This is a genomic window from Aeromonas sp. QDB23 (assembly GCF_027707745.1).
Lineage (GTDB): Bacteria > Pseudomonadota > Gammaproteobacteria > Enterobacterales > Aeromonadaceae > Aeromonas > Aeromonas allosaccharophila.
Genome location: NZ_JAPCJA010000010.1, coordinates 43408 through 57444, shown reverse-complemented (window position 1 = coordinate 57444; position 14037 = coordinate 43408). Strand labels below are relative to the sequence as shown.

Annotated in this window: 11 protein-coding genes and 1 riboswitch; of the genes, 6 read left to right on the top strand and 5 right to left on the bottom strand. The window is 60.3% G+C overall.

What is annotated here, in order from left to right:
- The first annotated feature begins 111 nt into the window (after nt 1–111).
- A riboswitch (M-box (ykoK) riboswitch) is annotated at nt 112–281 on the top strand.
- Nucleotides 282–403: 122 nt separating this feature from the next.
- Nucleotides 404–1747, top strand: coding sequence for a magnesium transporter (gene mgtE, locus PG888_RS06855; protein WP_058053728.1), 1344 nt, complete (start codon nt 404–406; stop codon nt 1745–1747).
- A gap of 60 nt (nt 1748–1807) precedes the next feature.
- Here mgtE and ppx read toward each other — a convergent pair whose 3' ends face one another.
- From ppx to PG888_RS06840, 3 genes are all read right to left on the bottom strand, one after another.
- Nucleotides 1808–3298 carry an exopolyphosphatase gene (ppx, locus tag PG888_RS06850; protein ID WP_182939318.1) on the bottom strand — a complete coding sequence of 497 codons (1491 nt, stop codon included), beginning with the start codon at nt 3296–3298 and terminating at the stop codon, nt 1808–1810.
- A complete protein-coding gene (gene ppk1, locus PG888_RS06845; RefSeq protein ID WP_111806616.1) occupies nt 3288–5357 on the bottom strand; it encodes a polyphosphate kinase 1 in 2070 nt (689 codons plus the stop codon). The genes ppx and ppk1 overlap by 11 nt, the downstream gene beginning before the upstream one ends.
- 74 nt (nt 5358–5431) lie before the next feature.
- Nucleotides 5432–5947, bottom strand: a complete 516-nt coding sequence (locus PG888_RS06840) for a glycine cleavage system protein R (protein ID WP_033138700.1) — start codon at nt 5945–5947, stop codon at nt 5432–5434.
- A 197-nt stretch (nt 5948–6144) separates the two neighbouring features.
- On the opposite strand from PG888_RS06840, the gene PG888_RS06835 reads away from it, so the two are divergent.
- The 5 genes from PG888_RS06835 (at nt 6145) to PG888_RS06815 (ending at nt 12191) form a co-directional block, all read left to right on the top strand.
- Nucleotides 6145–7023 (top strand): DUF2726 domain-containing protein, encoded by an 879-nt coding sequence (locus PG888_RS06835; RefSeq protein ID WP_182939319.1) that lies wholly within the window; start codon nt 6145–6147, stop codon nt 7021–7023.
- Between the two features lie 267 nt (nt 7024–7290).
- Nucleotides 7291–8712, top strand: coding sequence for a sigma-54 dependent transcriptional regulator (locus PG888_RS06830; RefSeq protein WP_182939320.1), 1422 nt, complete (start codon nt 7291–7293; stop codon nt 8710–8712).
- 106 nt (nt 8713–8818) lie between these two features.
- Entirely contained in the window at nt 8819–9853 is a 1035-nt protein-coding gene (locus tag PG888_RS06825; RefSeq protein ID WP_182939321.1) for a sensor histidine kinase, read from the top strand.
- Between the two features lie 91 nt (nt 9854–9944).
- A complete protein-coding gene (locus PG888_RS06820; RefSeq protein WP_182939322.1) occupies nt 9945–11288 on the top strand; it encodes a sigma-54-dependent transcriptional regulator in 1344 nt (447 codons plus the stop codon).
- Nucleotides 11289–11429: 141 nt separating this feature from the next.
- The gene (locus PG888_RS06815) at nt 11430–12191 is read left to right on the top strand and encodes a Nif3-like dinuclear metal center hexameric protein (RefSeq protein WP_058053734.1); all 762 of its coding nucleotides are present in this window, start codon (nt 11430–11432) and stop codon (nt 12189–12191) included.
- Nucleotides 12192–12301: 110 nt separating this feature from the next.
- Here PG888_RS06815 and purN read toward each other — a convergent pair whose 3' ends face one another.
- On the bottom strand, nt 12302–12940 hold the full coding sequence (purN, locus tag PG888_RS06810; protein ID WP_182939323.1) for a phosphoribosylglycinamide formyltransferase: 639 nt from the start codon (nt 12938–12940) through the stop codon (nt 12302–12304).
- A gap of 32 nt (nt 12941–12972) precedes the next feature.
- Entirely contained in the window at nt 12973–14010 is a 1038-nt protein-coding gene (gene purM / locus PG888_RS06805; protein WP_163128310.1) for a phosphoribosylformylglycinamidine cyclo-ligase, read from the bottom strand.
- Between the last annotated feature and the right edge of the window lie 27 nt (nt 14011–14037).

Sequence of the window (14037 nt, the reverse complement as noted above, 5' to 3'; positions counted from 1 at the left end):
AATTGTAACAAGCTGTTGCCATCCCCCATTTAATGGTTGCTGCGGGGTTGACCTCCCTGCGGTATTGGATAATCATGCCGCCCGCACAACAGAGGGTTGTGCGTATTATTTGCAGCATCTCGTTAGGCGAGGCTCCTGTATAAACACAGGCCACTGATCTCACGACGTCCAGAGACGCCCAAGATCAGGACAGTTTTCATCGGATTAAGGTGTAAACCCAAGTGGCTTCCGGCATGCCGGATACGTTATACAGTGCTAAAGCTGGTACGTGGGGATGATGACACGCCGAACGGCGTCATTTCCTGCCTATTACTCGTCAATCAAATTGCTGTTTTCTTATCGTTGCATCCGGCCATTTCCGGAGGCGTTCAGGCTTGCCTGAAATCACATGAGGACATCTGTGATGAAGAAAACACATACCATTCTTAACCGTCACCAACTGCTCGATCTGGCTGCCCTGCAGGGCTGGCTGGAGTCCAATCTGGATCCGGTTCAGCGCGCCGATCAACTGCTGACCCTGCGGCCAGAAGAGCTCAACTGTGTCTTTGATACGCTACCTGCCCCGCAAGGTGCAGAGCTGCTTGGCTCACTCTCTGCCGAGAGTGCCGGTCGCCTGTTGCAGCGGCTGCATGGCAGCATTGTCAGCGTGTTGCAGGAGGCCATTCCCCGTCGCGAGATGGTGGCCATCCTGCGCAAATTGAGTCGTCAGGATCGCACCATGTTGCTGGCCCGTTTCCCGACCCAGGCTCAGGCCATGTACTACTCCCTGCTGGATTGGCCCACCGAGTCGGTGGGAGCCAACATGCGCCACGAATATCTGGCGGTGCGGGAGGAGGACACGGTCGGTCACGCCAAACAGCTGATCCACGATGCCTGGGACAATGCCCAGCTGTTTCGCCATATCTATGTGGTCAACGGGGATGGCCGCCTGCAAGGGAGCCTCTCTCTCAAGACCCTGCTGATCGCCGATCCGCTGGCCAGCGTGGCAAGTCTGATGGATCGGGAGACGGTGCGGATCAACGCCCGGGCGGATCAGGAGTTGGCAGCTCGCCTGCTAATCGACCGCGATCTGTCGGTCCTGCCGGTCGAGGATCAGGGGCGACTGGTCGGTATTTTCCATGTCGACGATGCAGCGGATATTCTGGAGCTCGAATCCACCGAGGATGCCGAGATGCAGGGTGGCTCATCGCCGCTCGATACCCCTTACCTGCAGGCGACGCCCTGGCAGCTGTGGCGCAAGCGGGTGGGCTGGCTGCTGATCCTGTTTGTAGCGGAAGCCTACACCGGCACCGTGCTGCGGGCATTCGAGGAGCAGCTGGAGGCTGCCATCGCGCTGGCGTTCTTTATCCCCTTGCTGATCGGTACCGGTGGTAATAGTGGCACCCAGATCACCACCACCATAGTTCGTGCCATGGCGGTCGGAGAGGTGAGTCTGCGCAATCTCGGCACCGTGCTGAAAAAGGAGCTCTCTACCGGTCTGCTTATCTCTGCGGCCATTGCGGTTGCGGCCTGGATCCGGGCATGGAGCCTCGGCGTCGGCCCCCAGATCGGTATGGTGGTGACCTTTACCATCATCGCCATCGTGCTCTGGAGTGCCACGGTCGCGTCCATTATTCCCATGGTGCTGCGCCGTTTCCGCATCGATCCGGCGGTGGTCTCTGCGCCGTTCATCGCGACGCTGGTGGATGGTACCGGCCTTATCATCTACTTCGAGATGGCCAAGTGGTTGTTGCCCGAGTTGCAGTAACGGGCAGATTGATATGCAAAAGGCAGCCAGTGGGCTGCCTTTTGCATTTATCTTTCCGGTTTAGCCGAGCTGGAACAACAGTGGCCAGCCCTGCTCCTGGCAATAACGATGCTCCTTCTCCAGATTCTGCATCAAGAGACGGTTATCCTCGCACCAGTCGATCGGCAGGGTCACGACCAGCTGATCGCCTTGCACTGCGACTTTCCACTCCGGCAGCAGGTTGTCCTGGCGCTTGTGGTGGGCGGCCACCGCGAGGCGCAGAATGCGGATGCAGCGCAGCACCGTTTGCAGGTCGTGGTTGGGCAGGGGCGGCAGCTCGGAGAGCTTGAGCCCCTTGCGCTGAAAGCGCACCAGCGCGGCCAGCAGGGCCTGATCGTCCTGGTTGAAGCCGGGCAGGTCGGTGTGTTGCAGGATATAGGCGGAGTGGCGATGGATGCCGCTGTAGTTGATGGCAAGGCCAATTTCGTGCAGCCGCGCTGCCCAGCCGAGGATGGCGCGATAGGGCTCTATTTCCATCTGCCACGGCTCTTGCAAGGCATCGAACAGGGTCAACACGCTCTGCTCCACCCGGGCGGCTTGTTTGCGATCCATCCGGTAGTGGGTGCCCAGCGCCTGTGCGGTACGCTCGCGGATATCGTGGTGCTGCAAGCGCTCCTCGAACTCGTAAAGGAGCCCTTCGCGCAGTGCACCGTCAGAGTAGTCCAGTCGCTCGATGGGCAGCGAGGTAAACAGTCCGAGCAGGATGGCGACCGCGGCGGCAAACACCTCCAGGCGCTCTTCGGTGAGCCCCGCCAGCTTGAGGTTATCGACCCGCTTGCGCTCAATCATGACGGCCTTGAGATGTTCCAAGCCCGCGAGGGTGATGCTGCCATCGGTCCAGCCCTCGCCCTGCAATACATCGCGCACGGTACGAATGGAACCGGAGCTGCCAAGGCAGCTCTGCCAGCCCAGCTTGCGATACTGGTTGATGATGGGGGCGAGCTGGTGCTGGGCCTCCAGCACCGCATTGCTGAAGTTTTTCTCGCTCAGCTTGCCGCTGGCAAAGAAGCTCTGGGTAAAGCTGACACACCCCATCTTGCGGCTGGTGAGGGCCTTGTGATCAAACCCTTCGCCGATGATGAGTTCTGTGCTGCCGCCGCCGATATCCACTACCAGCACCTGACCCTCGATATGCTGGGTATGGGCGACCCCCTGATAGATAAGGCGCGCCTCCTCCTGCCCGCTGATGATCTCGATGGGGTGGTTGAGCACCTTGGCCGCTTCACTGACGAATTCGCGGGCATTGCTGGCACGGCGCAATGTGTAGGTGCCGGCGATGCGGATCTGGTCCGGCTTGATATTGGTGAGTCGCTCGGCAAACAGTGACAGGCAGGCGAGGCCGCGTTCCATCGCCTCCGGGCTCATTCGTTTCTGATCATCCATCCCTTCGGCCAGACGCACCCGCTCCTTGATGCGATCGACGATGCGAAAACGTCCTTCGCTCAGGTGGGCGATCACCATGTGAAAACTGTTGGAGCCGAGATCCACGGCAGCATAGAGACTATTGTCCATTGTTTGACTCGATACGTTTGAGATAGTCGTAAATCGCGACCTGAGAGCGGATCTTGCGGCGGTTTCCCCGCTTCACATATTCGTTCTTCTGGTCGGCATCGATCACCCGTGCCTTGCAGGTATCACTCAGTTGTAGCTCGAGAATATCCATGATGCGCTGCTTGAGCCGCTCATCATAAATGGGCGTACCCACCTCGATCCGGCCGTCGATATTGCGGCTCATCCAGTCGGCGCTGGAGATATAGAGCTGGGGGTTGCCCTTGTTGTGGAACACCATCACCCGCGGATGTTCAAGGAAGCGGTCGATGATGCTGATCACCTTGATGTTGTCACTGAGGCCTGGTACGCCCGGACGCAGGGCGCACATGCCACGGATGATCATCTGGATTGGCACCCCCGCCTGACCGGCGGCATAGAGGCGGTTGATGAGATCCTTGTCCACCAGATTGTTGATCTTGAGGATGATGCCGCTCGGCTGGCCCGCCTTGGCGTTGGATAGCTCGTTATCGATGAGACGATAGAGCTGACGGCGGCTGTTGATGGGGGAGACCAGCAGGTGGTTGAACTTGTAGCGCCGATACGGATATTCGATGTATTCGAACACTCCCTCTACTTCGGCGGTGATATCCGGATTGCGGGTCAACAGCGAGAAGTCGGTGTAGATCTTGGCGGTTTTTTCGTTGAAGTTGCCTGTCCCGATATGGGCGTAGCGTACCGGCTCGCCATTTTCGTGGCGGGTGATGAGGCAGAGCTTGGAGTGGATCTTGAGGCTCGGCACCCCGAACACCACCTTGACTCCGGCATCGGTGAGGATGTTGGCCCAGTCGATGTTGGCCGCTTCATCGAAACGGGCGCGCAGTTCGACCACCACGGTCACCTTCTTGCCGTTGTTAGCGGCATCGATGAGGGAGTGGATGATCCGCGACTTCTTGGCGACCCGGTAGATGTTGATGCGAATGGCGCTGACCGCCGGATCGAACGCCGCCTGGCGCACCAGCTCGGTGAAGTGGTGGAACTTGTGGTACGGGTAGTAGAGCAGAATATCCTGCTTGGTGATGGCATCGAAGGCGTTGACGAAGCCGTCAAAATCGCGGCAATCCAGCGCCGGCAGCTTGGGGTTTTCCAGATAGTCACGGCCCACGTTGGGGAAGCCGATGAAATCCTTGAAGTTGTGGTAGCGCCCGCCCGGCATGATGGCGTCGTAGCTGCTGATCTGCAGCTTGAGTTTCAGGAAGCTTATCATGGCGGCGGGCATCTCCCGCTCGTAGACGAAGCGCACCGGCATGGCGGTGAGACGCTGCTTCAAGCCGTCACTCATCTTGTCCAGCAGACTCAAGTCCAGCTGGTCGGAGAGTCCGTATTCGGCATCCCGGGTCAGCTTCACCGCATAGGCGGCAATCTCGTCGTAGTCGAAGAAGCCCTTGAAAATCTCGTCGAGACAGAAGCGGATAACGTTATCCAGAATGATGATCTGCTTCTTGCGGCGGGTGCCTTCCGGCGGTAACTGGAAGAAGCGGGGCAGGTCATCGGTCGGCACTTCCACCAGGGCGTACTGGATCACCTGACCGTTCTTCTTCATCTCGACGGCCAGATAGGTGTACTCATCCTTGAGGAACTTGACCGGATTGACCTCCTTGTTGAGCAGGATCGGGATGATGTGGCGCAGCACCTTCTCCTTGAAGAAGACCCGCAACCACTTCTGGATCGCCTCGGAAAGCTGGTTCTCGTTGACCAGGAAGATGTTGTGGCGGGCCAGCGCAATCAACAACTCCTTGTAGGTGTTGTCGAACGCCTCACCAAGCGCCATCACCTTCTGCTGGATGGCGCGTAGCAGCACCTTGGCTTCATCGTCGCCGCCATGTACTTCGTTGATCAGAATGCGGCGCTTGACGTCCGACACCCGCACCTTGAAAAACTCATCCTGGTTGGAAGAGAAGATCCCCAGAAAACGGACCCGCTCGATGAGGGGCACCGTCTTGTCCATTGCCTCTTGCAACACCCGTTCATTGAATGAGAGCCAGCTCAGCTCTTTCTCTTCATACAGCTTGTCGGTGCTCATGTTGTGCCTCTGTTTCAGGTCGCGTCTGCGCGGCAGTTATGGCGTTAATATATGACAAATAAATGACAAGATGGTTACTGCTCGCTGAACGCCTCGTCGATGTCGACCACCAGATCGTCGGAGAGGGACTCCAGCGCGGTGATCAGGTCATCCATGGCGAGCCCGTCGGGCAGGGCAACCAGCGCGTGGGCATAGAAGAGCGGGGCGCCGGAGTGGGGGGCCGGTTCACAGCCGGTGGTGAGATCGGCCACGTTGATCTCGAGCTGGCGCAGGATGCTGGCCACTTCGTGGACGATACCGGGACGGTCGTTGCCGGTCACCGTCATCATTACCTGATGGGCCGGTTCGGCGGTGGGGGTGCCTTCGGCAAAACTGATGGTCAGACCCGGCAGCAGGGCCAGCGCTTCACACAGGCTGCGATAGTGCTCATCGGGCACGGAGACATGGAGGATACCGGCAAACTGGCCCGCCAGTTCGCTCATGGCACTGCCCAGCCAGTTGCCCTGCTCGCGGCTGATGACGGCCGCCAGACTCTCGACGATCCCGGGTTTGTCTGCACCGATCACGGTGACCACCAATTGCTTTTGCATCCTGCTCTCCTTGAAATTGGAACTCTGGCTCGATCCCCATTGTGCCTGCTGTGGCTGGTCATATGAACCCCCGCCTGCGGGCAAATAGATAAAAAGACGGGACTTTTACACTTTCCATACGCTTGTCTGCTGCCTTGCGCCGTGGCGGCTGTGGTAAAGTGGTTCCCCTTTCGTGTTGTGAACTGGATCGTGCTCTCATGAATACCCTTGTCGTATCGGGATTGCTGTTGCTGGCGCTGCTTGTGCTGGCGATCTTCTGGAGCAGAGGCAGACAGCAAAAGCGCCTGCCCTATGATGTGCAGGAGACCCTGTTCAGTCCCGCCGAGCGATCGTTCCTCGGGGTGCTGGATCTGGCGGTGGGTGACAAGGCCCGGGTCTTTGCCAAAGTGCGGGTGGCCGATGTGCTGACGCCGCAGGCCGGGATCGGCAAAAGCAAATGGCAGCAGCACTTCAACAAGATCAGCGCCAAGCATTTCGACTATCTGCTTTGCCACCCCGCGGATCTCTCCTTTATCTGTGCCATCGAGCTTGATGACAGCTCTCACCGTCACCAGAAGCGCAAGGCGCGGGATCTCTTTCTGAAAACCGCCTGCGACAGCGCCTGTCTGCCGTTGCTGCAGATCCCGGCAAGTGCCAGCTATCTGGTGGAAGAGCTGCGCGAACAGATCCTGCCGCTGCTGGTCAAAACCAGCGAACCGCTGGCAGAGGATCTGCCGCACGGGGCGCGTCGCGAGCCGACGTTCAACCCTCTGCTGCTGGACGGCGTGGATGTCGGTGCCGGGATGCGTGGCCGTACTGCCCATGCCGAGGCCATCTCGCCCGCGTCGTTCCACGAGCCTGCCATCCACTCCAGGGGGATGGTGGAGATGCCACAGAGTGAGGGTGAGCTGGTCGATGGCCTGTTCGCCGACGTGGAGGATGACGAGGAGCGCGAGGTACACCACTGTCCCCGCTGCGATGCGCCGCTGGTGGAGCGGGAGGCGAAAAAAGGCCCCCACGCCGGTCGACTCTTTCTGGCCTGCAGCCGTTTTCCCGAGTGTCGTTACGCGGCGCCGCACCACCATAACCACCACTGAGTGCCCCTCACCGTGTCGCATGCTGCCCTCTGACGAGGGCAGTTTTCTTTGTGCGATGGGCGGCGTTTATGGGCGGCGCTGCATGCAGAAAATTCCTCGGCAAAATTTATCTAATCTCCCGTTTCTGTCGATACACTTAGCCTGAATACGACAATTTTTGACAATGTGTCGGAATTTTGGCACTTTGTGCCGGTCATGACGTCGCCCAACCGCGTTTTATGACCAAATAAAACAATAAGTTAGATCAGGACATCGCGAGGAATGGATATGGTGGAGATGGGCGTGTTGATTGTTGATGCCGATGCGCAGCGGCGCCAACAGTTGGGAACCGTGCTCTCGTTTATGGGGATCCCGTGGCAAGAGGTGGCGCAAGGCGATCTGGATGTGGCTATCGAATCCTCCGGTCCGCTGCAAGGGGTGCTGGTGGGTGAACTGATCGACCGTCCCTTGTCAGAGCTGCTGGCTGCCTTCCCTCGCACCCCATTCCTCTCGCTGGTTGAGGCCGATCTGCCCAACAGCAACTTCATCGGGGTCGTGCTCTCGCCCTTTACCTATGAATCCCTCACCCGTCATCTGCACTTCTGTCAGGCGTTTGTCTCCTTGCATCCCCGTCAGCAGACCCATGACAAGGGTCAGGCCCTGCTGCGCTTGCTGGTGGGCAAGGGGAAGGGGATCCAGGAGGTGCGCCGCCTCATCAGCCAGGTGGCCGAGACCGACGCCAACGTGCTGATCCTCGGCGAGTCCGGCACCGGTAAAGAGGTGGTGGCTCGCGCTATCCACGAACTCTCTTCCCGCAGCAGTGGCCCCTTCGTGCCCATCAACTGCGGCGCCATTCCGGCCGAATTGCTGGAGAGCGAACTGTTTGGTCACGAGAAGGGGGCGTTTACCGGCGCCATCGCGGCCCGTCGCGGTCGCTTCGAGCTGGCGCAGGGGGGCACCCTGTTCCTCGACGAGATCGGCGACATGCCAATGCCGATGCAGGTCAAACTGCTGCGGGTATTGCAGGAGCGGTTGTTCGACCGGGTCGGTGGCGGCAAGCCCATTCAGGCCGATGTGCGCATCATTGCGGCTACCCACCGGGATCTGGAGGCGATGATCCGCACTCAGGGTTTCCGTGAAGATCTCTACTACCGCCTCAACGTCTTCCCCATTGAGACGCCGCCGCTGCGAGATCGCATCGACGACATTCCGCTGCTGCTGCAGGAGCTGCTCAACCGCCATGCCGAGCAGCACCACGGCTTTATCCGGCTGACCCAGCGGGCGCTGGAGTCGCTGATGCAGTACCCCTGGCCCGGCAACGTGCGCGAGCTCTCCAACCTGCTGGAGCGGCTGCTGATCCTCTACCCGCACCAGATCGTCGATGTGGCCGATCTGCCGAGCCGTTATCGCCTGTTGCCGAGCGAGCCGCGGGATGAGCGGTTGACCGAGATGGATGAGCGCGATGCGCTGGCAGCGGTGTTTCAGGACCCGCCCGAGCTGGATCACTCCCTCGCTTCGGCCCGCACCATGCAGTTGCCGGAGGAGGGGGTCAACCTCAAAGAGATGCTGGCCGACCTTGAAGTGGAGCTGATCCGTCAGGCGCTGGAGTCTCAGGACGGGGTGGTGGCCCGTGCCGCCGATCTGCTCGGCATGCGCCGTACCACTTTGGTGGAGAAGATGAAAAAGTACGGGATGAGCAAGGACGTCTAAGGGTCAAAGCCTTGACGCCAGCACACAATTCATTGTTTTAATTCACATAATTTAGTGGCATGGAAATTGAATAACCTGACCCAATAGCCAGTTTGAGGTCAGGTTTATGACAATCCAGCAGCAGGACATGCCACTCCAGTCCCACGAAGTGAGCCAGCTCTATGCCATCTTCAAGGCGCTCCCCACCGGGGTGTTGCTGCTTGATGGGGCTGGGGTGGTCACCCGCGCGAATCCGGCGGCCATCTCCCTGCTGGGGGAGCCGCTGGAAGGGGAGCTCTGGCGCCACATCATTGCCCGCTGCTTCGAGCCGCGCGAGGATGATGGCCACGAGATCTCCCTGCGCGACGGGCGCAGGGTGCAGCTCTCGACCCAGCCGCTGCCGGATCAGCCCGGCCAGCTGGTCTTTATCAACGACCTGACCGAAACCCGCAAGCTGCAAGACCGCATCAACCATATGAAGCGGCTGTCGGCGCTGGGCAATATGGCGGCCTCGCTCGCCCACCAGATCCGCACGCCGCTCTCCGCCGCCATGCTCTATGCCGCCAATTTGGCCAACCGCACCCTCAAGCCGGAATCCCGCACTCAGTTTCAGCAAAAACTGATGGCCCGGTTGCAGGATCTGGAGAAGCAGATCAACGACATCCTGCTGTTCGCCCGCAATGGCGACAATCAGGTGGTCACCCCCATCTCGGTACAAGGGTTGCTGGCCGAAGTGCAGGCTGGTGCCGAGGCTTTCTGCCAGCAGCAGGGCTGCGAGCTGCACATGGAGGCGCCGGAGCCCGATCTCTGTCTGCTGGCCAACAGCAGTGCGCTGGCGGGGGCCATCAACAACCTGATTGCCAATGCCCAGCAGGCAGGGGCCACCTCGCTGCTGGTCAGCGCGGTGCGCTGCGGTGCCCGGGTGGAGATGCGAGTCATCGATAATGGCAAGGGGATCCCTTCCCATCAGCTCGGTCAGGTATTCGAACCCTTCTTTACCACTCGCTCCCAGGGCACTGGCCTGGGGCTGGCGGTGGTGCAATCTGTAGTGCGTGCCCATCAGGGGGAGGTCGGTGTGGCCTCGGTTCCCGGTGAAGGCACCTGCTTTACTCTGTCGTTCCCCCTGCATCAGCAACCGGTGCAGCTTGGAGGTGTAGCATGACCCATATCGGATCCAGGTTGTTAGCCGGGGCCAGCTGGCCGTTGGCGATTAATGTCGATGAGCTAGAGCTGTTGGCTGTGGGAGGTGTAGCATGACACAGGCCAGGATTCTGGTAGTTGAAGATGACAATGGCCTGCGCGAAGCGCTGGTGGATACCCTGTTACTGGGGGGCTATGAGTGCCGTGAAGCGGACAGCGGCGAGCGGGCTCTGCTGGCCCTCTCCCGTCAGCCATTTGACATGGTGATCTCCGATATCCAGATGGGGGGGATGGACGGTCTTACCTTGCTGGCCACCATCCGCCAGCAATATCCGCAGATCCCTGTGCTGCTGATGACCGCCTACGCCAACATCGATGGCGCGGTGCGTGCCATGCGCGAAGGGGCCATCGACTATCTGGCCAAGCCATTTTCGCCGGAGGTGCTGCTCAATCAGGTCAGCCGCTACGTGCCCGCCCAGAAGGTGGAGAAGCGAGCCGTGGTCTACGGGGATCCCAAAACCGCCGAGCTGTTCCAGCTGGCGACCCGGGTGGCCAGAAGCGAAGCGACCGTGATGGTGACCGGCCCGAGCGGAACCGGTAAAGAGGTGCTGGCCCGTTACATTCACGACAACTCTAGCCGCGCCGAGCAGCCTTTCGTCGCCATCAACTGCGCCGCCATTCCGGAGAACATGCTGGAGGCGACCCTGTTTGGCTACGAGAAGGGGGCTTTCACCGGTGCAGTGCAGGGTTGCCCCGGCAAGTTCGAGCAGGCGCAGGGGGGCACCCTGCTGCTTGACGAGATCACCGAGATGGATCAGGGGCTGCAAGCCAAGTTGCTGCGGGTGTTGCAGGAGAAAGAGGTGGAGCGGCTCGGCAGTCGCAAGATGATCCCGCTGGATGTGCGGGTCATCGCCACCAGTAACCGGGATTTGAAAAAAGCGGTGCAGGATGGCCTATTTCGCGAGGATCTCTACTATCGCCTCAACGTCTTCCCGCTGCGCTGGTCTGCCCTGTGCGAGCGGCCCGGCGACATTCTGCCGCTGGCGGAACACCTGCTGGCGCTTCATGCCAGTCAGCAGGGGTTGCCGACACCACAGTTGACGGACGCCTCGCGGGAGCGGCTGCTGGCCCATCCTTGGCCCGGCAACGTGCGGGAGCTGGACAACGTGGTACAGCGTGCGCTGATCCTCAGCCCTGATGGCGTGATCGATTGCAGCCACCTCATTCTGGAAGAGGTAGACGAGCAGGAGATGGAGTTTGCCGTCGCAGAGCGCGCTTATGGCGGTGATCGCCTCGGTAGCGAACTCAAGCAGCAGGAGCACCAGATCATTCTCGACACCCTGCAAGAGTGCAACGGCAGTCGCAAGGATGTGGCCGACCGGCTCGGGATCAGCCCGCGTACTCTGCGCTACAAGCTGGCCCAGATGCGGGAGGCGGGGATCGACCTGCCAGCCTGAGGCCGGGAGGGAAACCGCACTGTGTGGGGGCTGTCATGGTCTTGACGGCTCGGCTCGATTATCATGGGGCCCTTGGCGCTTTGAGCCTGGGCCCTGTTTTTATTGGTAAAGCAGGGGACCGAGCCTTAATAAGGGACCCTTATGATCTCTCATCGAAAACTCGAAACCGTATTGAACCATCTGCTCGAACCTCACGCCATCAAGGATTACTGCCCCAACGGCTTGCAAGTGGAGGGGCGCGAGCGCATTCGCAAGGTGGTGACCGGTGTCACCGCCAGTCAGGCGCTGATCGACGCGGCGGTGGCTGCCGAAGCCGATGCCATTCTGGTCCATCACGGCTACTTCTGGAGCGGTGAACCGGCCCAGATCACCGGTATGAAGCAGCGTCGGCTCAAGACCCTGCTGACCCATGATATCAACCTGTTTGCCTACCATTTGCCGCTGGACGTCCATCCCGAGGTGGGCAACAACGCCCAGCTTGCCAAGCTGCTGGATATCAAGGTACGTCGGGGTCTGGAGCCGTGGAACAGCAAGAGTGTCGCCATGGTGGGCAAGCTGGAGCAGCCGATGAGCGGAGCCGACTTTGCCAAGCTGATTGCCGAGCGCCTTGGCCGCGAACCACTCTATTGCGGCGATACCGGCCCCGAGCTTATCCGTTCCGTGGCCTGGTGTACCGGCGGTGGCCAGAGCTACATCAATTTGGCGGCAGAGCAGGGTATCGATGCCTTTATCTCCGGCGAAGCTTCCGAGCAGACCATCCACACCGCCCGCGAGATGGGGATGCACTTCTACGCCGCTGGCCATCACGCCACAGAGCGTTACGGCGTCAAGGCGCTGGGGGAGTGGCTGGCGACCGTGCACGGGCTGGATGTCACCTTTATCGATATCGACAATCCGGTGTAGGGTCGCTTAGCCGCGTAATCGGACCTGACCGCTGCCATCGTGCAGATAGGTAGAAATGACAAGGGAGGCCTGAGCCTCCCTTGTTGCATCTGACATGCAGTTGTTAGCGGTTACTCGCAGGCGTAACCAGCGGGACCCAGCAGGGTGCCATCCAGTTGCACGGCACCATCTACCATCTGCAGCCGGCCTTCGCAGAACCAGCGTACCACCAGCGGATAGATGCTGTGCTCCTGCGCCTGTACCCGTGCCGCCACCTCATCAGCATCATCCCCTTCGAAGATGGGCACGCGGGCGTGCAGGATCACCGGGCCCCCGTCCAACTCTTCGGTGACGAAGTGGACACTGGCGCCGTGTTCACTGTCACCGGCATCGATAGCGCGCTGGTGGGTGTGAAGGCCCTGATACTTGGGCAGCAGGGAGGGGTGGATATTGATCATCCGCCCGGCGAAATGGCGCACCAGATCGCCGCTCAATATCCGCATAAATCCGGCCAGCACCACCAGATCTGGCTGATAGTCTGCCATCAGCGCCAGCAGGGCGGCGTCATACTCCTCCCGGCTGGCGAACTGCTGCTGGGCCAGAATGGAGGTCGCCACGCCTGCTTCTTTGGCGCGAACCAGACCATAGGCATCGGCCTTGTTGCTGATGACGCCGACCACCTCACCGGCGATCTTGCCGCTGGTGCAGTGGTCGAGGATCGCCTGCAGATTGCTGCCGCTGCCGGAGATCAGCACCAGGATGCGTTTCATAGGGGAGGTCATTTGGTTGTTGATCCGGTCATTCATTGAATGACGACCTGCTCCTCACCGTCGGCTGCCTTGGCGATGTGGCCGATGTGCCATGCGTTCTCGCCTTGTGCCTTGAGCAGGGTCAGCGCCTTCTCCAGCTGGTTGGCGGGCAGGGCGATGATCATGCCGACACCGCAGTTGAAGGTGCGATACATCTCGTGACGGGTGACGTTGCCAGCCTGCTGCAGCCAGCTGAACACCGCCGGCCACTGCCAGCTCTGCTCGTCGATCACCGCCTGGGTGTTGGCGGGCAGGACGCGAGGGATGTTTTCCCAGAAGCCGCCGCCGGTGATGTGGGAGAGGGCGTGGATCTCGCACTCCTTGATCAGCTTGAGTACCGGCTTGACGTAGATGCGGGTCGGCTCCAGCAGGGCGTTGGCCAGAGTGGTGTCACCTAGCGGCTGATGCACGTCGGCCTTGGAGACTTCCAGGATCTTGCGCACCAGCGAGAAGCCGTTGGAGTGGGGGCCGCTGGCGGCCAGGGCGATCAGGGCATCCCCTTCACCGACCTTGCTGCCGTCGATAATTTCGCTCTTCTCCACCACACCGACGCAGAAACCGGCGATGTCGTAGTCTTCCCCTTCATACATACCCGGCATCTCGGCGGTCTCGCCGCCCACCAGGGCACAGCCTGACTGCTCGCAACCGGCACCGATCCCGGTGACCACAGCGGCCGCGGTGTCCACGTCCAGCTTGCCGGTCGCATAGTAGTCGAGGAAGAACAGCGGCTCGGCGCCCTGTACGATCAGGTCATTGACGCACATGGCCACCAGATCGATGCCCACGGTGTCATGCTTCTTCAGGTCGATGGCCAGCCGCAGCTTGGTGCCCACACCATCGGTACCGGAGACCAGTACCGGCTCCTTGTAGCCCGCAGGGATTTGACACAGGGCCCCAAAGCCGCCAAGACCACCAAGGACTTCAGGACGACGAGTGCGCTTTGACACGCCCTTGATACGTTCAACCAGTGCATTGCCGGCATCGATATCTACGCCAGCATCCTTGTAGCTCAGTGAGGTTTTGTCAGTCACGCGTATTCCCCGTCATGTAAAGAAGTG